The 20255-nt window shown below is 73.9% G+C and carries 20 protein-coding genes, 1 tRNA gene and 1 pseudogene; 13 read left to right on the top strand and 9 right to left on the bottom strand.

Annotated features, from left to right (window positions below):
* The first annotated feature begins 180 nt into the window (after positions 1-180).
* From sfnG to ssuE, 5 genes are all read left to right on the top strand, one after another.
* Positions 181-1359, top strand: coding sequence for a dimethylsulfone monooxygenase SfnG (sfnG, locus tag BN2279_RS26800; protein ID WP_059013588.1), 1179 nt, complete (start codon positions 181-183; stop codon positions 1357-1359).
* Between the two features lie 152 nt (positions 1360-1511).
* The gene (locus tag BN2279_RS26795; protein ID WP_079032528.1) at positions 1512-2798 is read left to right on the top strand and encodes an acyl-CoA dehydrogenase family protein; all 1287 of its coding nucleotides are present in this window, start codon (positions 1512-1514) and stop codon (positions 2796-2798) included.
* Positions 2799-2859: 61 nt separating this feature from the next.
* A complete protein-coding gene (locus BN2279_RS26790) occupies positions 2860-4179 on the top strand; it encodes an SfnB family sulfur acquisition oxidoreductase (protein WP_079032527.1) in 1320 nt (439 codons plus the stop codon).
* Positions 4176-5327 (top strand): LLM class flavin-dependent oxidoreductase, encoded by a 1152-nt coding sequence (locus BN2279_RS26785; protein ID WP_059013587.1) that lies wholly within the window; start codon positions 4176-4178, stop codon positions 5325-5327. The genes BN2279_RS26790 and BN2279_RS26785 overlap by 4 nt, the downstream gene beginning before the upstream one ends.
* A 67-nt stretch (positions 5328-5394) precedes the next feature.
* Positions 5395-5955, top strand: a complete 561-nt coding sequence (ssuE, locus tag BN2279_RS26780) for an NADPH-dependent FMN reductase (protein WP_059013586.1) — start codon at positions 5395-5397, stop codon at positions 5953-5955.
* 1 nt (position 5956) lies between these two features.
* On the opposite strand, the gene BN2279_RS26775 is transcribed toward ssuE, so the two are convergent.
* A complete protein-coding gene (locus BN2279_RS26775; RefSeq protein ID WP_059013585.1) occupies positions 5957-6973 on the bottom strand; it encodes a porin PorA family protein in 1017 nt (338 codons plus the stop codon).
* Between the two features lie 340 nt (positions 6974-7313).
* Between BN2279_RS26775 and BN2279_RS26770 the strand changes: the two genes are divergently transcribed.
* On the top strand, positions 7314-8516 hold the full coding sequence (locus tag BN2279_RS26770) for a hypothetical protein (RefSeq protein WP_059013584.1): 1203 nt from the start codon (positions 7314-7316) through the stop codon (positions 8514-8516).
* Between the two features lie 96 nt (positions 8517-8612).
* Positions 8613-9275, top strand: coding sequence for a TetR/AcrR family transcriptional regulator (locus BN2279_RS26765; RefSeq protein ID WP_059013583.1), 663 nt, complete (start codon positions 8613-8615; stop codon positions 9273-9275).
* Here BN2279_RS26765 and BN2279_RS26760 read toward each other — a convergent pair.
* Positions 9238-9915, bottom strand: a complete 678-nt coding sequence (locus BN2279_RS26760; protein WP_059013582.1) for a CatB-related O-acetyltransferase — start codon at positions 9913-9915, stop codon at positions 9238-9240. The two genes, BN2279_RS26765 and BN2279_RS26760, sit on opposite strands and share 38 nt — an antisense overlap.
* Positions 9916-10090: 175 nt before the next feature.
* Here BN2279_RS26760 and BN2279_RS26755 point away from each other — a divergent pair, with 175 nt between their 5' ends.
* Positions 10091-10609, top strand: a complete 519-nt coding sequence (locus tag BN2279_RS26755; protein WP_059013581.1) for a hypothetical protein — start codon at positions 10091-10093, stop codon at positions 10607-10609.
* Between the two features lie 23 nt (positions 10610-10632).
* Here BN2279_RS26755 and BN2279_RS26750 read toward each other — a convergent pair.
* The 3 genes and pseudogenes from BN2279_RS26750 to BN2279_RS26740 all read right to left on the bottom strand — a co-directional run bounded on the left by BN2279_RS26750 (position 10633) and on the right by BN2279_RS26740 (position 13760).
* Positions 10633-12149, bottom strand: a pseudogene (locus tag BN2279_RS26750) (FAD-dependent oxidoreductase).
* A 29-nt stretch (positions 12150-12178) separates the two neighbouring features.
* Entirely contained in the window at positions 12179-12955 is a 777-nt protein-coding gene (locus BN2279_RS26745; protein WP_059013580.1) for an MBL fold metallo-hydrolase, read from the bottom strand.
* 100 nt (positions 12956-13055) lie between these two features.
* A complete protein-coding gene (locus BN2279_RS26740) occupies positions 13056-13760 on the bottom strand; it encodes an aquaporin (protein WP_059013579.1) in 705 nt (234 codons plus the stop codon).
* A 389-nt stretch (positions 13761-14149) separates the two neighbouring features.
* Between BN2279_RS26740 and BN2279_RS26735 the strand changes: the two genes are divergently transcribed.
* Complete coding sequence (locus BN2279_RS26735; protein WP_059013578.1) at positions 14150-14368, top strand: hypothetical protein; 219 nt, start codon at positions 14150-14152, stop codon at positions 14366-14368.
* 88 nt (positions 14369-14456) lie between these two features.
* On the opposite strand, the gene BN2279_RS26730 is transcribed toward BN2279_RS26735, so the two are convergent.
* Entirely contained in the window at positions 14457-14879 is a 423-nt protein-coding gene (locus BN2279_RS26730; RefSeq protein ID WP_059013577.1) for a fascin domain-containing protein, read from the bottom strand.
* A 497-nt stretch (positions 14880-15376) separates the two neighbouring features.
* Between BN2279_RS26730 and BN2279_RS26725 the strand changes: the two genes are divergently transcribed.
* On the top strand, positions 15377-15796 hold the full coding sequence (locus BN2279_RS26725) for an arsenate reductase ArsC (RefSeq protein ID WP_059013576.1): 420 nt from the start codon (positions 15377-15379) through the stop codon (positions 15794-15796).
* Positions 15797-15816: 20 nt separating this feature from the next.
* On the opposite strand, the gene BN2279_RS26720 is transcribed toward BN2279_RS26725, so the two are convergent.
* Positions 15817-16611 carry a class I SAM-dependent methyltransferase gene (locus tag BN2279_RS26720; RefSeq protein ID WP_059013575.1) on the bottom strand — a complete coding sequence of 265 codons (795 nt, stop codon included), beginning with the start codon at positions 16609-16611 and terminating at the stop codon, positions 15817-15819.
* A 256-nt stretch (positions 16612-16867) separates the two neighbouring features.
* Between BN2279_RS26720 and BN2279_RS26715 the strand changes: the two genes are divergently transcribed.
* Positions 16868-17845: an AurF N-oxygenase family protein gene (locus BN2279_RS26715; RefSeq protein ID WP_059013574.1), complete on the top strand. Its 978-nt coding sequence runs from the start codon at positions 16868-16870 to the stop codon at positions 17843-17845.
* Positions 17846-17897: 52 nt separating this feature from the next.
* Here BN2279_RS26715 and BN2279_RS26710 read toward each other — a convergent pair.
* A tRNA-Met gene (locus tag BN2279_RS26710) sits at positions 17898-17971 on the bottom strand.
* Positions 17972-18086: 115 nt separating this feature from the next.
* Here BN2279_RS26710 and BN2279_RS26705 point away from each other — a divergent pair.
* Together BN2279_RS26705 and BN2279_RS30060 are read left to right on the top strand one after the other, a co-directional pair.
* Positions 18087-18686 carry a hypothetical protein gene (locus BN2279_RS26705; protein ID WP_059013573.1) on the top strand — a complete coding sequence of 200 codons (600 nt, stop codon included), beginning with the start codon at positions 18087-18089 and terminating at the stop codon, positions 18684-18686.
* Between the two features lie 85 nt (positions 18687-18771).
* On the top strand, positions 18772-19359 hold the full coding sequence (locus tag BN2279_RS30060; RefSeq protein ID WP_059013572.1) for a hypothetical protein: 588 nt from the start codon (positions 18772-18774) through the stop codon (positions 19357-19359).
* An 87-nt stretch (positions 19360-19446) separates the two neighbouring features.
* On the opposite strand, the gene BN2279_RS26695 is transcribed toward BN2279_RS30060, so the two are convergent.
* On the bottom strand, positions 19447-20223 hold the full coding sequence (locus BN2279_RS26695) for an ABC transporter ATP-binding protein (protein WP_059013695.1): 777 nt from the start codon (positions 20221-20223) through the stop codon (positions 19447-19449).
* Between the last annotated feature and the right edge of the window lie 32 nt (positions 20224-20255).

Raw genomic sequence — 20255 nt, 5'->3', positions numbered from 1 at the left:
GTGCCCTCCCCGGCCGCGCATGGTCCCTGATTTCACGGTGACTTCCCGGTTTCCTTTCCCACCCCCGGTCGACGGACGCCTATTTCGCGTTTTCCGCCGCCCGTTTCTCCGGCGTGCTTTCCCGCGCGTTCCGGACCCCTTTCAAGATCCCTTTTCACGCTCCGCCCGGAGGAGACACGCATGACTGCCGAATCCGTCCCGGAACCCCTGCGATTCGCCTACTGGGTGCCCAATGTCAGTGGCGGCCTGGTCACCAGCACGATCGAGCAGCGCACCGACTGGGGTTACGACTACAACCGCCGCCTGGCCCGCCTCGCCGAGGACAACGGCTTCGACTACGCCCTCAGCCAGGTGCGGTACATGGCCAGTTACGGCGCCGAGTACCAGCACGAGTCGACCAGCTTCAGCCTCGCCCTGCTGCTGGCGACCGAGCGCCTGAAGGTCATCGCCGCGATCCACCCGGGTCTGTGGCACCCGGGCGTGCTCGCCAAGTTCGGTGCCACCGCCGACCACCTCTCCGGCGGCCGGTTCGCCGTCAACGTGGTCAGCGGCTGGTTCAAGGCCGAGTTCACCGCGCTGGGCGAGCCCTGGCTGGAGCACGACGAACGCTACCGCCGCTCCGAGGAGTTCATCCGCGCCCTGCGCGCCATCTGGACCACCGACCACGCCGAACTGGCGGGCGACTTCTACCGCGTGCGCGATTTCACGCTCAAGCCCAAGCCGCTGACCGGGCCCGGCCGCCCGCACCCCGAGATCTTCCAGGGCGGCAACTCGACGGCCGCCCGCGCCATGGCCGGCCGCGTCTCCGACTGGTACTTCTCCAACGGCAAGGACTTCGCCGGCGTCACCGAGCAGGTGGCCGACGTGCGCGCCTCCGCCGCCGCGGCCGGCCGCACCCCGCCCCGCTTCGGCCTCAACGGGTTCCTCATCGCCCGCGACACCGAGGCGGAGGCCCGTGACGTGCTGCGCGAGATCGTCGCCCGCGCGGACACCGAGGCCGTCGAGGGCTTCGGCGCCGCCGTCCGCCAGGCGGGCCCGTCCACCGCCGACGGCAAGGGCATGTGGCAGGACTCCTCCTTCGAGGACCTGGTGCAGTACAACGACGGGTTCCGCACCGGCCTCATCGGCACGCCCGAGCAGATCGCCGAACGCGTCGTCGCCTACAAGCGCCTGGGCGTGGACCTGTTCCTGCTGGGCTTCCTCCACTACCACGAGGAGGTCGAGTACTTCGGGTCCCGCGTGCTGCCGCTGATCCGCGAGCTGGAGGCCCAGGAGGCCGCGGACCGGCCGGTGCCGGCCGGTCCGCGGCCTCCTGGGCCCCTCTCTCTCCCCCACCTATCTCCTCCTGCCGCCACCTAGGAGTCCCGCTCGCTGGTCGGCGGTCATCTCAATACAAAAAGTATCAAGTGGCGCGGACGACGTTAGGCGTTTTCGGCCGTCTCGGTGGCCGAGGAAAGGTGAGAAGGAGGCAGTTCCCGTAGACCCCACCCCACACCCCAGGAGACCTCCCGATGAGCACCGAAGCACCCGCCGCGCACACCGGCCACGCCCCCGCCGACACGGCGACCGGCACGGTGACCGACGCCGGCGCGGCCACCGCCCGCTGGCGCGACCTGCCCCGCCCGACGACCCCGGAAGGGTGGCTGGAACGCGCGGCCGAGGCCGCCGCCGTGCTGGCCACCGACGCCGCCGCCCGCGACCGGGCCGGCGCCACCCCGTACGCCGAGATCCGCCTGCTGAAGGAGTCGGGCCTGGTGACGCTCCTCGGCCCGGTCGAGCACGGCGGGGGCGGCCAGAACTGGATCACCGCCTACCGGGTGATCCGCGAGATCGCGAAGGCGGACGGCTCGATCGGCCAGCTCCTCGGCTACCACTACCTGTGGAACTGGGCGGCCCGGCTGGTCGGCACCCGCGAGCAGTGGGAGCACGTCGAGGCGGAGGCCGCGAGGAACCAGTGGTTCTTCGGCGGCGCCGTCAACCCGCGCGACAGCGACGTCGTCGTGCGCGACGAGGGCGACACCCTCGTCTACACCGGCCGCAAGTCGTTCTCCACCGGCAGCAAGGTCTCCGACGTCACCGTGCTGGAGGGCGTCATCGAGGGCACCGACCGGCACGTCTTCGCCATCGTGCCGTCGGACACGCCCGGCCTCACGTTCCACGACGACTGGGACAACATCGGCCAGCGCCTCACCGAGAGCGGAAGCGTCACCATCGACGGCGTCCGGGTGCCGTGGGCCTCGGCCGCCGGGTATGTCGACAAGACCTTCCAGCCGCGGGTCTACAACACGCTCAACGTGCCCACCATCCAGCTCGTCTTCATCAGCTTCTACCTCGGGATCGCCGCCGGGGCGCTGGAGACCGCGGCCGTGTACACGCGGACCAAGTCCCGCTCCTGGCTGCACGGCGGGTACGAGCGCGCCGTTGACGAGCCCTATGTCGTGGACATCTACGGCGACCTGACGGCCAAGCTGTGGGCCGCCGAGGCGCTGGCCGACGCCGTGGCCGCCGAGGGCCAGCGGCTGCACGACGACCCGGACGCCGTGACCGAGCGGGCGCGGGGCGAATTCGAGGTCCGGGTGGCCGCCGCCAAGGCCCGCGCGACCGACGTCGCCCTGGAGATCACCAGCCGCATCTTCGAGGTGACCGGCGCCCGCGCGACCGCGTCGGCCGAGGGGCTCGACCGGTTCTGGCGCAACGTCCGCACCCACACCCTGCACGACCCGGTCGCCTACAAGCGCCGCGAGGTCGGCCGCCACGTCCTGGTCGGGGAACTCCCCGAGCCCACCTGGTACTCCTGACCGACCGCGCCCGGTGTGCCGGCCGAGCCGGCCGGCACACCGGCCCACCCCCATCCCGCCCATGACCGCATCCCCCGAGGCCCCCACCGCGCCCGCGCCGTCCGCGCCGGACGTCCACGTCATCGGCGACGACGCGGAGGCCCTCGCCGTGGCGCGAACCCTGGCCGATGAGTTCCGCGCCGGTGCCGCCGAACGCGACGCCCACCGGCGGCTGCCGCGCGCCGAGCTGGACCGGCTCACGGCCAGCGGCCTGCTGGGCGTCACCGTGCCCGCCGACCACGGCGGCGCCGACATCGGCGCCGAGACCCTGGCGGAGATCTTCCGGCTGCTGGCCGGCGCCGATCCCAGCCTGGCGCAGATCCCGCAGAGCCACTTCGTGTACGTCAACGTCCTCCGCGCCCAGGGCACGCCGGCCCAGCGGCGCTTCTTCTTCGGGGAGGTGCTGGCCGGACGGCGCCTGGGCAACGCCCAGTCCGAGGCGGGCACCCGGCACGTCCAGGACATCCGCACCCGCCTGGACCCGGCCCCGGACGGCGACGGTCATCTGCTGACCGGCGTCAAGCACTACGCGACCGGCGCCCTGTTCGCCGACTGGATACCGGTCCTCGCCCGCGCCGCGCACGACGAGGACCGGCTGCACGTGGCGTACGTGCCGCGCGACGCGCCCGGTGTCGTCGTCGAGGACGACTGGGACGGCATGGGCCAGCGCACCACCGCAAGCGGCACGGTCCGCCTGACGGGGGTACGGGTGCCCGCCGACCGTGTCGTTCCGCACCACCTCACCTTCACCGGGCCACAACTCCACGGCGCAGTGGCCCAGTTGCTGCACACCGCGATCGACGCGGGGATCGCCGGGGCGGCCCTGGCGGAGGCGGCCGGGTTCGTCCGGACCACCAGCCGCCCGTGGTTCGAGAGCGGCGCGGAGACGGCGGCCGAAGACCCGCTGGTGATCCAACGGTTCGGGGAGCTGTCCATCGCGGTCCGCGCCACCGAGGCGCTGCTCGCGACCGCCGCCCGCGCGGTGGACACCGCCCGCGCCCGGCTGACCGACACGACCGCCGCCGAGGCGTCGATCGCGGTCGCCGCCGCCAAGGCGCACGCCGGGACCACCGCCGTCACCGTGGCGGACGCGCTGTTCGAGGTGGCGGGCACCCGCTCCGCGCTCAACTCCCTGAACCTGCACCGCTTCTGGCGCGACGCGCGCACCCACACCCTGCACGACCCGGCCCGCTGGAAGGTCCAGCACGTGGGCCGCTGGGTCCTCAACGGCACCCCGCCGCCCCCCGCGCTCCCCACTCCCCCCTCCGCCGCGGCGCACAGCCCCGCCGCCCCGGCACGGCCTGCTGTGACCCGCCCGCCCCGTCAAGGAGACGCCCCGTGAGCCTCGACTTCCACTGGTTCCTGCCCACCAGCGGTGACAGCCGCCATGTCGTCGGCGGCGGGCACGGCGCCGCCGTCACCGCCGCCGGAGGGGACCGGCCGCCCTCGGTCGGGTACCTCGCGCAGGTGGCGCGCGCCGCCGAACAGGTCGGTTTCACCGCCGCGTTGACACCGGCCGGCGCGTGGTGCGAGGACGCCTGGCTGACCACGGCGATGGTCAGCCAGCACACCGAACGGCTGAAGTTCCTCGTCGCGTTCCGCCCCGGTTTCGTCTCGCCCACGCTGGCCGCGCAGATGGCCACCACGTACCAGTGGCAGACCGGCGGCCGGCTGCTGCTGAACGTCGTCACCGGCGGCGAGGCACACGAACAGCGCGCCTACGGCGACTTCCTGGACAAGGAGGCCCGCTACGCCCGCACCGGCGAATTCCTCGACGTGGTGCGGCGGTTGTGGAGCGGCGAGACCGTCGATCTGGCCGGTGACCACCTGCGGGTCGAGCGGGCGAAGTTGACCCGGCTCCCCTCGCCCGTGCCCGAGGTGTACTTCGGCGGCTCCTCGCCCGCCGCGCTGGACGTGGCCGCCCGCCACACGGACGTCTACCTCACCTGGGGCGAACCGCCCGCGCAGGTCGCCGAGAAGATCGCCCGGGTCCGCGCCCTGGCCGCGGCCGGGGGCCGGACCGTGCGGTTCGGCATCAGGCTGCACGTCATCAACCGCGACACCTCCGACGAGGCGTGGGCCGAGGCGCGGCGGCTGCTGGCGGGCTTCGATCCCGCCACGGTCGCCGCCGTGCAGGAGAACCTGGCGCGCAGCGAGTCCGAGGGCCAGCGGCGGATGCTCGCCCTGCACGGCGGCGGGCGCGACCGGCTGGAGATCCACCCCGGGCTGTGGGCCGGCATCGGCCTGGTGCGCGGCGGCGCGGGCACCGCCCTGGTCGGCTCCCACACCGAGGTGGCCGACCTCGTCGAGGAGTACCACCGGCTGGGCATCGACGAGTTCGTCCTGTCCGGCTACCCCCACCTGGAAGCCGCGTACTGGTTCGGCGAGGGGGTGCTTCCCGTGCTGGCCGACCGGGGGCTGTGGACCCACCCCGACGCCGGGCGCCGGCCCGAACCGGCCGCCCGGGTCCAGTTCGCCGCCGCCTCCTGACCCGTCCCCCCGGCCCGCCGTTCCTCCCGTACTCCCCCGTTCCTCCGTGTCCCGAGAAGGTGCTCCCATGGCGACCGTCCTGTCGATCTCCGGAAGTCCGTCCCCCACCTCCCGTACCGCCCGTCTGCTGCGCCATCTCGACGGCAGACTCGTCCGGGAGGGACACGCCGTGGTCCCGCTGGACGTGCGGGCGCTGCCGCCGGAGGCGCTGACCGGCGCCGATCCGGGTCACCCCGCGATCAGCGAGGTGGCGTCGCTGCTGGGACACGCCGACGGCGTGGTCATCGGCACCCCGGTCTACAAGGCGGCCTACTCCGGGCTGCTGAAGTCCCTGCTGGACCTGCTGCCGCAGTACGCGCTCGCCGGCAAGACGGTGCTGCCCCTGGCGACCGGCGGCACCCTCGCCCATGTCCTGGCGATCGACTACGCCCTGCGTCCGGTCCTGTCCACCATGGGCGCCACCCACATCACGCCCGGCTGGTTCGTCCTCGACCGCGACATCACGCTCACCCCCGACGGTGACGTGTCCGTCGAGCCCGCCGCCGACGGGCCCCTCACCCAGGCCCTGGGCCACTTCACCACCGCGCTGGACCGCGCCGCGTTCGCCCCGGCCGCCGCCGGCGCGTAGGTCACGCGGTCCCGGGCGCGTCCTCGCTCCGCCGCCCGGCGCGGCGGGCGCGCCAGATCGCGAGCGCGGCGATCAGCGCGGCGGCGACCAGCAGCGCCAGCGGCAGCAGGGTGCCCACCAGCCACAGCGACCGGGCCGCGGAGTCGGCGTAGTCGGCCCGGTCGCGCACGCTGTCGTCGGTGACGCGGACATCGACGTCGGAGACCGGGAAGAGCGTCCCCCCGCCGGCCTCCTCCGTGGTCCTGGCGGTGAAGACCCGGCGCTGGGCCGTGTCCAGGACGCTGCCGGTCTCCGAGTCCCCCCAGACCCGCAGGTCGGTGGTGGCCGCGTAGGTGAGCGGCACGGTGTCGGGCAGCCCCGCCAGGGCGGCGGTGTCCGGCCGCTGCCCGGCGGGCATCGTGGCGGCGATGCCGCTGACGGCCTCCTTCGGCAGCGCGGGGGGCAGCGCGGCGGAGAGGTCCGGGTCGGTGAGCGGCCCCTCGGCGCGGATCCGGTAGCGGTACGCGGTGCGGTCGGCCACCGTCTCGGTCCCGTCGTAGACGGCGTCCACCTCGGTGCTCGTCGCGAAGTCCCACCAGCGGTAGTCGCGCTTCCCGGGGTCCAGGGGCCAGCCGATCACCAGTCCCCGGTGGGGCTCGGCCCCGCTGCCCTCCGGGGCCGGCCGCGCGTCCAGGTCGCGGCGGTCCAGTGCCCAGCGGTGCTTGATGTCGGCGAGGGTCTCGTGGTCGGGCCCGTGGAGGGTCTGCCGGTCGGCGAAGACCGCCGTGTCCCCGCTGGTGTCCACCACCCGGACGTGCCGGTCGACGGTCACGGGCACGTCCCGCTTGACCGCGTTGGCCAGATCGCCGGACTCCAGGGCGAGCGCGTCGAGCAGGGTCGCCTTCCCGGTGTACTGGAGCGTGACGTCGAGGTCGGACGGGACCCGGTGGACGGCCGGGTAGACCGCCAGACGCGTCACGGCCGCGGCGGCCAGCAGCAGGACGGCCAGGCCGCCGAGGATCCAGGTGGACTTTCGCATGGTGCGGCTCCCGGTAGCTCCGTGCCCATGGGCAGTGACCTACGGTTATCACACGCGGGGGCCGTCAGCGGGTCACCGGGCACGGCGCCACGCGCCCGATACGCCGTCCCGTACGGCGGCCGGGGCGTCGGGACCGGAGGAGGGCCGCCCGGAGCGGACCGGTGAGGAGAGCGGCGCACGCGCCGTCGCCCTCCCGGGCACGGCGCCCTCGGCGGGCGGCCGGGGGCCGACACTCCGACGCCAACTCCTTTGAGACACAGATGAGCTGGGGTCGGCGTGCCGGGACTTTCCGGGAGAATCGCGTTCGCCAGGCCGGTGCGCCGGTCTCTAGCATGCCGTCATGGACGCCACCAACCGCCCGCCCGCCGAACTCCCGCGGCCGACACCGGCCGAACGGGAGGATCTGCTGCTGGGGTCGCCCCTGGGACGGCAGTTCCTGTCCGGGTTCGTCGACATCGCGCTGGAGAGCACCCTGTTCGACTCCCTCGGCCTGGGCGACGTCCCCGGAACGGCGACGTTCTCGGTCGGCGTGGGCGGCAGGCCCTGGCGGGTCTGGCGGGCCAAGCGCAGGGAGTGGGACGAGGTACCGGCCGACGAGGTGCGCGCGGCCGTGCGCGCCGCCGTGTCGCTCGGGCAGTGGCGTCGGCTGGGCGGGCTGACCGAGGCCGAGTTGCTGAACGAACTGGCGTCGGTGTCCACGTCGTTCGGGTTCGGCGGCGGTGACGTGGCGCTGTGGGGGCTGACCGGGGTCGCCGCCGAGGAGCTTCGTCCGGTCGCCGCGGCGCTCGCCCGGTCGCCCGCGGCGTCCGGCTGGTGGGAGCCGGTCCGGCGGGCGGACCAGCGCCGCCTGACGTGGACCGGCGCCGGAACGGGACTGTCCGGCATCGAGGACATGGTGCGGCGGGCCATGGCGCGGGAGCGCGCGGCGCACCGGGAGGGCATGGCGCGCCGCCGCCCGGCGCCGGGCGAGCGGAACCTCGGCGCTCTGTGGTGGTCGGCGCCCGGGTTCGCCGAGAACACCTGGACGACCGGGGCGCGGGCCGGTCTGCCGACCATCGAACTCGGGCATTTCATCGACACGTTCATGCCGTTCGGCGAGGCCACGGCGGTCGTCGGGAGCCTGACGGTCGACGAGCGGGCGCGGGTCGCCGAGATCCGGCGCCCGGAGGACTGGCGGGCCCTCGTCGCCCGCTTCCCCCGCGAGGTGACCGGCCCCCACGACGGCGAGTGGCGCACCTGGGGGGACGTGGACGGCCCGTGGTACCTGCCCGACTGGGAGGCGCTCGCCGGTCACTTCGACGGTGTGCACGTCACCATCGGCGGCTGTCTGGCGGCCTGCGGCCTGGTCCAGCCCGTCCGGGACGGGTACACGGTGCTCGCGGGCTGGGTTCCCGACGCGACCGTCTGGGTCCGCGACGTGGCGACCGCGTCCCGGCGGCTCGGCCACTGGCACGGCGACCCGCAGTCCGTCGGCGACTGGGACGACGTCCTGGCCGGCTGGCTTCCGGACGACCCGGCCGCGCCGCCGCGCTCACCGCGATGACCGGCCGGCGGGGAGGGGCCGGGGGTCCGGGGGGGTGGGACCGCGGGGCGCGGACCGGGGAGAATGGCTGACCGGGAACCGGCGAGGGGAGACGAGGTGACGGGCAGGCTCAGGCAGCCGACCGGCCGTTACGCGGGCAGGACCGCCGCCGAGCGGCGGGCCGACCGGCGGCGTCGGTTCCTGGCGGCGGGCCTGGAGCTGTTCGGGAACGGCCCCGGCTACCGCGCCACCACGGGCGCGGCCCTCAGCGAGGCCGCCGGGCTCTCCCCCCGCCAGTTCTACGAGGAGTTCCGCACCCTCGAAGACGTCCTGGCCGCGCTCCACTCCCAGCTCAACGACGCCGCCGAGGAGGTGGCGACAGCCGCGTTGGCGGAGGCGTCCGGCCTCCCTCGGGCCGAGCGGACCGAGGCGGTCTTCCGCGCCTACGCCGCCTACGTCACCGGCGATCCGCGCCGCATCCGCGTCATGTTCACCGAGATCGTCGGTGTCGGCCCGCGCATGGACGAGCAGCGCCTCGCCCGCCGCTCCCGCTGGGTCGACTTCCTGTGCGCCCAGGCCGACAAGGCCGCCCGGCGCGGCGAGATCGAGCCCCGCGACTACCGCCTCGCCGCGATCGCCTTCATCGGCAGCGTCAACGGCCTTCTCCACGACTGGGCCGTGGGCTGGGTGGACGCCACCCTCGACGAGGTCGTCGAGGAACTCGTCCGGGCGCTCCCGGCGTTCATGCGTCCGCCCGGCCAGCCCGGCCGTCCCCGCTGACCTGGGGGGCGGCGTTCTCCACGTCCGCCACGGTGCCCGACATGAGGGTGCGCAGGTGCGCGGTGATGTGCTCGGCCGGCCAGTCCCACCAGGCCACGGCGAGCAGGCGCGCGATGTCCTCCTCGCTGTGGCGGCGGCGCAGGAGCCGGGCCGGGTTGCCGCCGACGACGCCGTAGTCGGGCACGTCGTCCACGACGACCGAGCCCGACGCGACGACCGCGCCGTGCCCGATCCGCACCCCTGGCATCACCGTGGCCCGGTAGCCGAGCCACACGTCGTTGCCGACCACCGTGTCCCCCCGGCCGGGCAGCCCGGTCAGCAGGTCGAAGTGCTCCGCCCACGAGCCGCCCATGATGGGGAACGGGAACGTCGAGGGGCCGTCCATGCGGTGGTTGGCGCCGTTCATGAGGAACCGCACGCCCGTCCCCAGCGCGCAGAACTTCCCGATCACCAGCCGCTCGGGCCCGTAGTGGTACAGCACGTTGCGGGTCTCGAACGCCGTGGGGTCGTCGGGGTCGTCGTAGTAGGAGAACTCCCCCACCTCGATCAACGGCGAGGTCACCAGCGGCTTCAGCAGCACCACCCGCGGCTGGTCCGGCATCGGACGCAGCACCGTGGGGTCGGCGGGCACACCGGGCATGACGATCGTTCCTCCGGGTGGGGTGGCGGTCCCGTCATCCTGCCAAGGAACGCCTCACCGGGCGGGGTGATTTCTCACGGAAATCTCAGCCCGGTCGAAGCGTTCTCTCATGGCGGGTGGTGATCATCGGGGCCCAGCCACTGGGGACGAGCACCGAGTACGTGAGGTGACGGCGATGGCCTCTGCCGCCGAGCGGGCACTGGGCAGACCGCTGAGCAAGCACCGGACCGACGCCGGGCGACGGCGACGGTCGGCCCGGCGGGCACTGGCCGCCGGGGCGGGCGGCGCCGCCGCGGGGGTCGCGGCGTTCGTCGCCGGGCTCCCGGCGTGGGCGGGCGGCGTCCTGCTCGTCGCGGGCCTGACGGGCCTGTGCCGGGGCGTCACGCGCGGCCTGGTCCACCGCCGCCGGGGCACGGGGGTCCTCACGCCCCGCGAACGCGGCCTGGTCCACCGCCGCGCCGGCGCCGTGACGATCGCGCCGTGGCGGGGCATCGTCGCGGTCCGCCGCCCCGGCCGCGTCCGGGCGCCGCTCCGGCTCCTGGGCGACGACGTCGTCTGCCGCGTGGTCCTCCGCGACGGCCGCGTCCTGCGCGTGTCGGTGTTCACGCACGACGCCCGGACCCTGGCCGGGACGGTCGCCGCTCACGCCGGCTCCCCGGACCCGCTGCGCGCCCTCCAGGGCGCGGACTTCTGACGTCCGGGCCGGGCCGCGTGGGCTCAGGCCGTGTCGATGTCGCGGGGTTCCAGGGGGCGGGTCGCCGGGCCCTGGAGCACCTGGCCGTCGATCCCGAAGCGTGAGCCGTGGCACGGGCACTCCCATGTCGTCTCCGCCGCGTTGAAGGAGACCAGGCACCCCAGGTGGGTGCAGCGGGCGGAGACGGCGTGGACGGTGCCGTCGTCGTCGCGGTACACGGCGCAGCGGGCGCCGTCGACGCGGACGACCGCGCCGGTGCCCGGGGGGATCGCGTCGGCGGACTCGACGCGCGGGGTGCGCAGCCGGTCGCCGAGCCAGTGCTTGCCGGTCCTGGCCTGGTGCTTGAGCAGCGCGGGCGCCTCGCGGACCGCGTCCCACAGCCGCGTCGGGTCGTACAGGTCCTGCCACGGCAGCGTGCCGCCGGTCAGCCGCGCGGCGAGGAGACGGCCCGCCATGAACCCGCCGCTCATGCCCCAGCCGCCGAACCCGGTGGCGAGGTAGGCGTGCCGGGCGCCGGGGTGGAGCCGCCCGACCAGGGGAACGGTGTCGGTGGGGTCGGCGTCCTGCGCGGCCCAGCGGTGGCTGATGCCGGTGGCCCCGGGGAAGGTGCGCAGGGTCCAGTCGGCCAGCCGCTCGTACCGCGCGGGCACGTCGCCGGTGCCGGGCGTGAAGCTCTCCCCGGTGACGATGAGGAGCCGCCGCCCGTCGCCGTGGGGGGCGGTCCGCACGGAGCGGGTGCCGTTCTCCTCGGTGATGTACATGCCGTGGGGGTCGGAGGCGGCCGGGACGGGAGCGGCGACGACGAGTTCGCGGTGGACCGACATGCGCGCGAACTGCCCGCCCCGGTCGAAGACGGGGTAGTGGGTGGCGACCACGACGTCCCGGGCGGTCACGGTGTGGCCGTTCTCCAGGGTCAGGCGGCAGGGCTCGCCCTCGGTGAGGCCGGTGACCCGGGTGTGCTCGTGGACGCGGACGCCGCGTTCCTCCAGGTCACGGGCGAGCGCGAGGAGGAACGCGCGGGGGTGGAACTGGGCCTGGTCGTCGAGCCGGACGGCTCCGGCCACCGGGAACGGCAGGCCGGTGTCGGTGGTGAAGACGGCGGGCAGCCCGGCCGCGCGGGCGGCCTCGGCCTCTTCGCGCAGCGCGTCGGCCCCGGCGGGGTCGGTGACGTAGGTGAACGCGGGGCGGCGTTCGAGGTCGCAGTCGACGGCCAGCTCGGCGGCGACCGCGGCGGTCTGTTCGGCGGCGTCCCGCTGGGAGCGCGCGTAGAGCCGGGCGCCCTCGGCGCCGCGGGTGCGGACCAGCCCGCTGTAGACGCGGCCGTGGAGCGCGGAGACCTTCGCGGTGGTGTGGCCGGTGACCCCGGCGGCGATCCGGTCGGCCTCCAGGACCACGACGCCGCGACCGGCCCTGGCCAGCGCCCAGGCGGTGGCCAGGCCGGCGATGCCCCCGCCGACGACGGCGACGTCCGCCTCGGTGTCCTCGGTCAGCGGCGGGCGGGGGGCGGGGGGGGCGCGGTGTCCATCCAGTACGACGACATGCGGGTCGGGTTCCCCGCACGGCGGTTCGCTACCGTCCCCGGGGCTTCCGGGCGGCCGGTGTCGCCCGTTCGCGCGCCAGGGCGACGGCCTGCTTGACCGGGCCCCGGTGCGCCGGGCCGTGGCCGGGGAGGATCAGGTCGGCGTCGAGGGGCTCCAGGACGGTCAGCGCGGCGAGCGTCGCGGCCGGATCGTGGCTGAAGAACGGCGCGACGAGGTGGGGGCCGGAGAACCGCGAGGTGGGGTGGCCGGTGATGAGGGCGTCGCCGGTGACGAGCGCGCCGACCTCCGGCAGGTGGTAACAGGTATGGCCCGAGGTGTGACCGGGAGTGAGGACGGGCACCGGGCGGCCGGGGAGGTCGAGCGGTCCCGCGCCGGGGAACGGCCGCGCCTCGGGCACGCTCACGTGCCGGGACGCCCCGGCCCGGCTGATGGCGAGACTCCACCGGAGGTGGCCCGGCCGCCAGATCCGTTTGACGATGTCCAGCGCGGTGGCCTGCTCCAGGAACTCGCGCCGCGCGTGACGCGCCTCCTGCTCCGAGGTGTGGACGGGGAACGCGCCGCGCCGCAGCAGCCCGGGGAGCGACCCGACGTGGTCGATGTGGGCGTGGGTGATCAGCACGGCGGCGATCTGCTCGGGCCGGTGGCCCAGGACACGCAGCGACTCCACGACCAGTTCCTCGTCACCGGGGTAGCCCGTGTCGATCAGCGTCACGGCGTCGCCCTCGGTCAGGACGATCCAGTTGACCTCGGTTCCCCCGACGAGGTACGTCCCGTCGGCGACCTGGGTGACGGTGGGAGAGCCCATCGCGGACTGCCTTTCGTTGACACGGAGTTCACCAGCCTCCGCAGTCCACCAGCGACCGGTGTCCCGTGTCGAGGGGGCACCGGCGGGGAACGGCGGCCGGCTACCGGGGCGTCCGGCCGAAGATCAGCGCGACCAGGGCCAGGCCCACGGCGCCCCCCGCGAGTTGGGCGCCGACAAAGCCGGGCAGGGAGGCGGGGGCGATGCCCGCGAAGGTGTCGCTGAAGGCGCGTCCGGCGGTGACCGCCGGGTTGGCGAAGGACGTCGAGGAGGTGAACCAGTAGGCCGCGCCGATGTAGGAGGCCACGGCCGGGGCGGCGAGGGCGAGGCGGCCGGCGCGGGCCAGGCCGAAGACGAGCAGGACGAGCCCGGCGGTGGCGACCAGTTCGCCGAGCAGCAGGTGCCCGGCGGAGCGGTCGTGCGTGGACCACTCGACGGCGGGCAGGCCGAACATGGCGTTGGCCAGGACGGCGCCGCCGATCGCGCCCACGGTCTGGGCCGGTATGTACAGCGCGGCCTCGCGGGTGGTGACGCCGGGGCCGCCCCGGCGCGCGGTCCACCGCTCGGCGAGGGTGACGACCGGGTTGAAGTGCGCGCCGGAGACCGGGCCGAGGAGGGCGATCAGCACGCCGAGCCCGAGGACCGTGGCCAGCGAGTTGGCCAGGAGCCGCACCCCGGTGTCCTCGGTCAGGGCGGTGGCCTGGATACCGGAGCCGACCACCACCGCCACCAGGGCGGCGGTGCCGACCAGTTCGGCCGTCGCGCGGCGGAACGGCGGCACGCGCGGCGGGGTGTGTCTCTTCCACACATCTGACGCCGCCGGCGCAGACGAGTGTGTGGAGCTGGGTGGGCGACGTGGAGTCGAAAAAAAAAGAGGAGAGAAATGAAGACGGAGGGGTAAGGGGGGGGGACGGGGGGGGGGGGGGGGGGGGGTTCTTGTTTTTTTTTTTTTTTTTTTCAAGCAGAAGACGGCATACGAGATTTCTGCCTGTCTCGTGGGCTCGGAGATGTGGAGAAGAGACAGCCGCAGACACGGTCCGAGGGCCGCCGGGGGCCGGGCTACATCCGTCCGGGGGGACTCGCGGCCCTCGGACCGTGTCTGCGGTGCCGATGCGGGTGCCTTGCGCTACCCATGAGCGGAATCCGTCCAGTGGCGTCCGCCGCCGGACCGGCCGTCTTATCGGGAGGACAAACAGGATGAAGAGCTCCAGGCTCACCCGCGTCGCCGTCACCGCCGGCACCGCCGCGCTGCTCGTGCTCGGTGCCACCGCCGGAACCGCCGCCGCGGGGCAGAAGACGATCTGCAAGGGGGCCGCCGCCGCCGGAAGCGACTACTTCGCCCTCGAGGCGGGCAGTGCCGAGATCAGCGAGGGCTCCGCCTTCGCCGCCCTGAAGTTCATCTGCAAGCAGCACTGACCAGCAGCACTGACCACAGGTCGGGAACGGCCGCCCGGCGGGCTGCGGGACAGCCCGCCGGGCGGCCACGTTCAGGCGGCGTCGGCCGTCAGGCCGCCGACCTGATGTCGAACTCCTCCCACGAGCCGAGCCAGTCCGTGGAACGGGCCCGCAGCGCGTACTGGCGGGAGCCGGTCCAGCCGTTCTCCATCGCCACGAAGCGGCCGTTGACCACGGACCGCAGCGCGAAGTGGCCGGTCGCCTCGTCGATCCACAGCTCGAACCGCTCCCAGCCGCCCACCGAGGTGGAACGGGCCCGTAGCAGGCCGGTGTCGGAGCCGGTCCAGTCCTTCTCGACCGCGAGGTACAGGCCGGTCGCGCCGGAGAAGATCGCGTAGGTCTCGGTGGTGGCGTCCCACTCCAGGTAGAGGTCCTCCCACGCGCCGTTCCAGTCCGAGGAACGGGCCCGCGGCAGGCCGGTGTACGGAGACGCGTACCGGACCTCGGTCGGCACGAACCGGCCGTTCTTCACCGACTGGAGCGCGTACGGCCCCTCGACGTCCTCCGCCGCCAGGGTGGCTACGCCACCAGCAGTCCGCTGAGGGTGAGGAGAAGAGCGGTGCGCCGTCTCGCGTTACGTCTCACGTTGCGTTTCCTTCGAACGTCGGATCGTGCGGCGGGCAACTCCGCGAGGGGGCACACGCGTCGACCGCCAGGATGGTGATGGCACCGCCCCGGCCCACGCGCCGCCCACGACGGCAGACGCCGGATTCCGTCCGGTGACGAAGAAGACCCCCCTCACACCGCGACCCCCCAGGCCCGCGGCGGGGGGGTCAGGGGTTCCCCCGGACGCAGCGGTGTCCCGCCCCCACCCGCGGGCGACACGGCGGCACCCGGTCCCGATCAGCCACCGCCGCCGCCCCCCACGGGTACACAGTCCCCCCCGCCGGCCGGGGCACCCCCGCCCCCCCGCCCCTGCCGAAGGCCCGTTCCCCCCTGGTGGCCCCCTCATCCATGAAAGAAGAGCCGATGCCCACCACCCCCGCCGCGTCCGTGCTGTTCGTCTGCGTCCACAACGCTGGACGCTCCCAGATGGCCGCCGGATTCCTCACCCATCTCGCGGGCGACCGCGTCGAGGTCCGCTCCGCCGGCTCCCTCCCCGCCGATCAGGTCAACCCGGCCGCCGTCGAGGCGATGAGGGAGGCCGGGGTCGACATCTCCGGCCAGACGCCCAAGGTGCTGACCCCGGAGGCCGTCCAGGCGTCCGACTACGTCGTCACCATGGGCTGCGGCGACGCCTGCCCCGTCTTCCCCGGCACCACGTACCTCGACTGGGCCCTCGAAGACCCCGCCGGGCAGGGCGTGGAGGCCGTCCGTCCCATCCGCGACGAGATCAGGCGCCGCGTCGAGTCCCTGATCAGGGAGATCGACGCGAAGCGCGAGGTCTGACACCCGTCACCCGGCGCCCGTCACCGGGCCGCCGGCGCGCGGCGGACGCGGAGGATGTCGTGCGAGCAGCTCCAGGAGAGGGCGCCGGTGGGCTCGGTGAACCGCGTCACGACGTAACGCTCCAGGTCCCCCCGGGTGGGCCGCGGTTCCATCCGGCGCAGCGACGGGTCGTTGAGCAGGAACTCCGCCACGGTCAGCGCGTCGGCCGGGACGTCGGTCCGGAAGCGGGTGCGCAGCGTGGTCATCACGGTGTCCGCGACCATGTCGTCGCCGGAGCGCAGCAGTTCAGCCTCCAGGTCGGCCAGGTCGAAGTGCGTGCCGGTGAAGTGGCGGACCATGCGCATGGTGTCGTTGCCCGGGTTCTGGAGCATGAGGACGAGTTCGCCGCCGGGGGCGACCCAACTCAGCATCCGCAGCGTCGTGCTGAGCCAGTCCGGTCGCGGAACGTAGTACAGGACGTGGGAGCACAGGGCCAGGTCGGCCCGGACGTCGAGGTGCGTGGCTCCGATGGGGGTGCCGATCACCCGCGCGTCGGGACAGGCCCGCAGGACCGCCCGCCGCATGTCCTCGCTCGGCTCGATCACGACGGTCCGCTCGAAGAACCGGCTCACATACCGGGTGGTCCGCCCCTCACCGGCACCGATGTCGAGGAACACGCGGCGCCGCGGGAGGGCCGCCGCCAGGTCGGAGAGGAACGGGTGGGTGAGGGCTTTCTCGTCCGTGCCGGCCAGGAAGAGCTCCAGGCCGTGGCGGTATTCGGGCTCCGCCGGGTCGAGAAGCCGGACGGGGGCGGACGGATCGGGCACGAGCGGCATCCGTGGGCCTCCTCTCGTTGACTGATCTTGACTGATCGGGCTGCACCCAGGTCAACGAGCCGACCGCCCCGGAGGGCATGGCGGAAGCCCGGACCGTCCGGCCCCGCACCGATCCGATCCGATCCGATCCGATCCGAGGCGGGATACTGGACACCAAACACCGTTCCGACAAGCCGGGTTGTGGCGATGGCCACAGGCGCGCGCCCAGCCCGGCAGGAGCATTGACGGGTTTGTTGACGCGGAGTCTCATGAAGGCATGACTCGGCCCACGACCGCCGCGCTGGCGGACCTCATCGACACAGAGGCCAGGAACGACCCCGACTTCGACGCGCTGCGGGACTCCCTGGGCGCGCTGAAGAGCCGCGAGGAGGTCGCCGAGCGGCTGCTCGCCTCGTCCGCCAAGCACTCCTACGACCCGGACAAGGTGCTGGACTGGGACGCCCCATGGGAGGAGGGCAAGTGGTTCTGGCCCCCGGAGCTGCTGTCCCTCTACGACACGCCCCTGTGGTACCAGATGTCCGAGGAGCAGCGGATCGAGCTGTCCCGGCACGAGGCCGCGGCGATCGGCGCGGTGGGGATCTGGTTCGAGCTGATCCTGATGCAGCTCCTGGTCCGGCACATCTACGACAAGCCGTCCACCAGCGCCCATGTCCGGTACGCCCTCACCGAGATCGCCGACGAGTGCCGGCACTCGATGATGTTCGCGCGGGCCATCGAGAAGAGCGAGACCCCGGTGTACGGGCCGAACCGCCTGCACCACAACGTCAGCCGCTTCTTCAAGACCTTCTCCACCACCCCGGGTTCGTTCACCGGCACCCTCCTCGGCGAGGAAGTGCTGGACTGGATGCAGCGGTTGTCCTTCCCCGACGAACGGGTGCAGCCGCTGATCCGCGGCATCCACCGCATCCACGTGGTGGAGGAGGCACGGCACGTGCGGTACGCCCGCGAGGAACTGCGCCGCCAGATGAAGGTCGCGCCCCGCTGGGAACGGCAGATGGCCCGCATGAGCTGTGGCGGCATGGCCAGGACGTTCTCCGAAGTCCTCGTCGATCCGCGGGTGTACACGAACATCGGCCTCGACCGGGCCGAGGCGGTGGCCCAGGTCAAGGCCAGCGCGCACCGGCGGGCGGTGCTCCAGGAGGGCGCCAAGCGGCTGACGACCTTCCTGGAGGAGATCGGCGTGCTCAACGGCCTCGGACGCCGGATGTGGCGCAGCGCCGGTCTGCTCGCCTGACACCTTCCGCGCGCGAAGCGAAGGCCCGGTCCTGGGACCGGGCCTTCTTCCGTAGCGGGGACAGGATTTGAACCTGCGACCTCTGGGTTATGAGCCCAGCGAGCTACCGAGCTGCTCCACCCCGCGTCGACACACCGAACTCTACGCCATCCCGCGCCCCACTCCGACCACCGAGCCTCCGCGGCCCGGTGCGGGAGACTTTCCCTGACGGGAATCCCTCGACGGCGGCGGGTGAACGACGGTGGCGCGACCGGTGGTCGGTGCGGCTCCGCGCCGCTGCGCGGAGTGCGGCGGGTACGAGTACGGCGGGGCGCCCGACTGTGCGGCCTGCCGCGAACTGGTCGACGCCGTCGTGGAGGACGAGTGGCGGTCGTTCCGCAGCGGCTGGGACGCCGGGGAGGAGGAGGACGTCACGCTGGCCGCGATGGTCGCGGACGAGCCCGACCGGCACGACTGGCGGGTGGTGGACGCCGCGCTCGACAGGCTGGTCTGTTCCGCGTGCGGTGACCGGCTGAGCCGCGGCCCGGCCGGCTGCCCGCCCTGCGACCTGGCGCACGGCTTCCGTTACGCGGCGCGCGAGACGGACCGGCCGGGCGTTCCCCCGGGCAACGAGCACGCCGTCCGGGTCAACGTCTCGGTCGTGCGCCGGCCCCACGTCACCTCGGCGAACGAACTCCTCGTGCGGCGCCTGCTGTTGCCGGCCCTTCTGGTCGGGTTCCTGCCGACCACCGAGGAGGCCCAGCGGCTGGGCGCCCTGGTCAGGAGGAGTCCCCCGGCGGAGCGGGCCCGCCGCACCGAGGAGGCCGTCGAGGAGCTGCTCCGCCACCGGCGCGCCGGGTGACCCGGCGGCGGCCCGGGAACCGGCCTCGGCCGCCGGGCGTCTTCGCGCCCGGGGAAGAACGGGCACGGGGGAACGGGGAGGGCACATGGCGCTGGGCGTACGGACACGGCTGGCCGTGGTCATGCTGGCGGGCACCCTGACGCTGGCCGGATGCCGGGACGACGCGACGGACGGGAGCGACGGCACCGACGCCACGGACGGCACGGACGCGACCGACGGCACGGACGGGCAGGACTCCGCCGGTGATCGGTCCTGGCAGTCCGCTGGCGGCGGCGCGGTGCCCGCGTTCCGGGTGTCGCTCCCCGAGGGCACCGAGCTGACCGCCGAGCCCCGCGACGACGAGGACGTGTGTCCCGCCGCCCCCGCCTGGAGTGCCTGGCAGGACGACGGGCGGGCGTTCACGGTGTCCTCCCTCCCGGTCTCCTGCGCGATCGACGAGACGGTGAACGAGTCCCCGCTCAACGGCCGGCACCCCGACTACCGCACCGCCGACGACGTCCCGGACTGGCTGACCGCGGACGCCGACCGGGTACCCACCGCGCTCGGCGAGGCGCTGCTCTTCACGCAGACCTACACCGAGTGCACCAACGCCTGCACAGGTGGCCTGGGCGCAATGGCGCGACGACCGACGAGCCCTCATCTATCCTCGTCGTCGGCAGCGTCAGAGGTGTAGAAGAGACAGGTCCGGAGCGCGGCCACCCGGGGAGCCGGTTCCGCCCGACCCGGCTTCCCGGGGCCGGTACGTCAAGGGGCCGGGACGTCAGGGGGTCGGGACGACCATCGGCGCGCCCGTCACCGGGTCCGGGACGACGACGCAGGGCAGGTCGAACACCTCCCGCACCAGCGCCGCGTCGATGATGTCGGCGGGCGCGCCCTCGGCGACGACGCGGCCCTCCCGCATCGCCACGAGGTGATCGGCGTAGCGGCACGCCTGGTTGAGGTCGTGGAGGACGGCGATGATCGTGCGCCCGCCGTCGCGCAGGCGGGCGAGGAGCGCCAGGAGCTGGTACTGGTGGGCGAGGTCGAGGAAGGTGGTGGGCTCGTCGAGCAGCAGGTAGGGCGTCTCCTGGGCGAGCACCATCGCGATCCACACCCGCTGGCGCTGCCCGCCGGAGAGGCTCTCCAGCTCGCGGTCGGCGAGGTCGCCCACCCCGGCGGCGGCCATCGCCTCGTCCACGGCCCGTTCGTCCTCGGGCGACCAGGTGGCCAGGACCGACTGGTGCGGGTACCGGCCGCGGGCGACGAGCTGGCGGGCGCGGGTGTTCTCGGGCGCGGTGAGGGTCTGGGGCAGGAAGCCGACCTGGCGGGCGATGGCCTTGGGCCGCCAGCGGGTCACGTCCCGGTCGTCGAACGAGACCGTGCCCGCCGTCGGCCGCAGCAGGCGGACGAACGCCCGCAGGAGCGTGGACTTGCCGCAGGCGTTGGCGCCGACGACGGCGGTGAACGCGCCGTCCGGCACGTCGAGGCTCAGACCGGTGGACACCGTCCGCTCCCCGTAGGCGAGGGTGATCCTCCGGGCGGACAGCCGCGCGGGCACGGATACGGGTACGGACGCGGGCGCGGGTACGG

The sequence above is a fragment of the Streptomyces specialis genome, assembly GCF_001493375.1.
Taxonomy (GTDB): domain Bacteria; phylum Actinomycetota; class Actinomycetes; order Streptomycetales; family Streptomycetaceae; genus Streptomyces; species Streptomyces specialis.
Note: the sequence above shows the minus strand (reverse complement) of the source record. Positions and strands in the feature narration are given on the sequence as shown.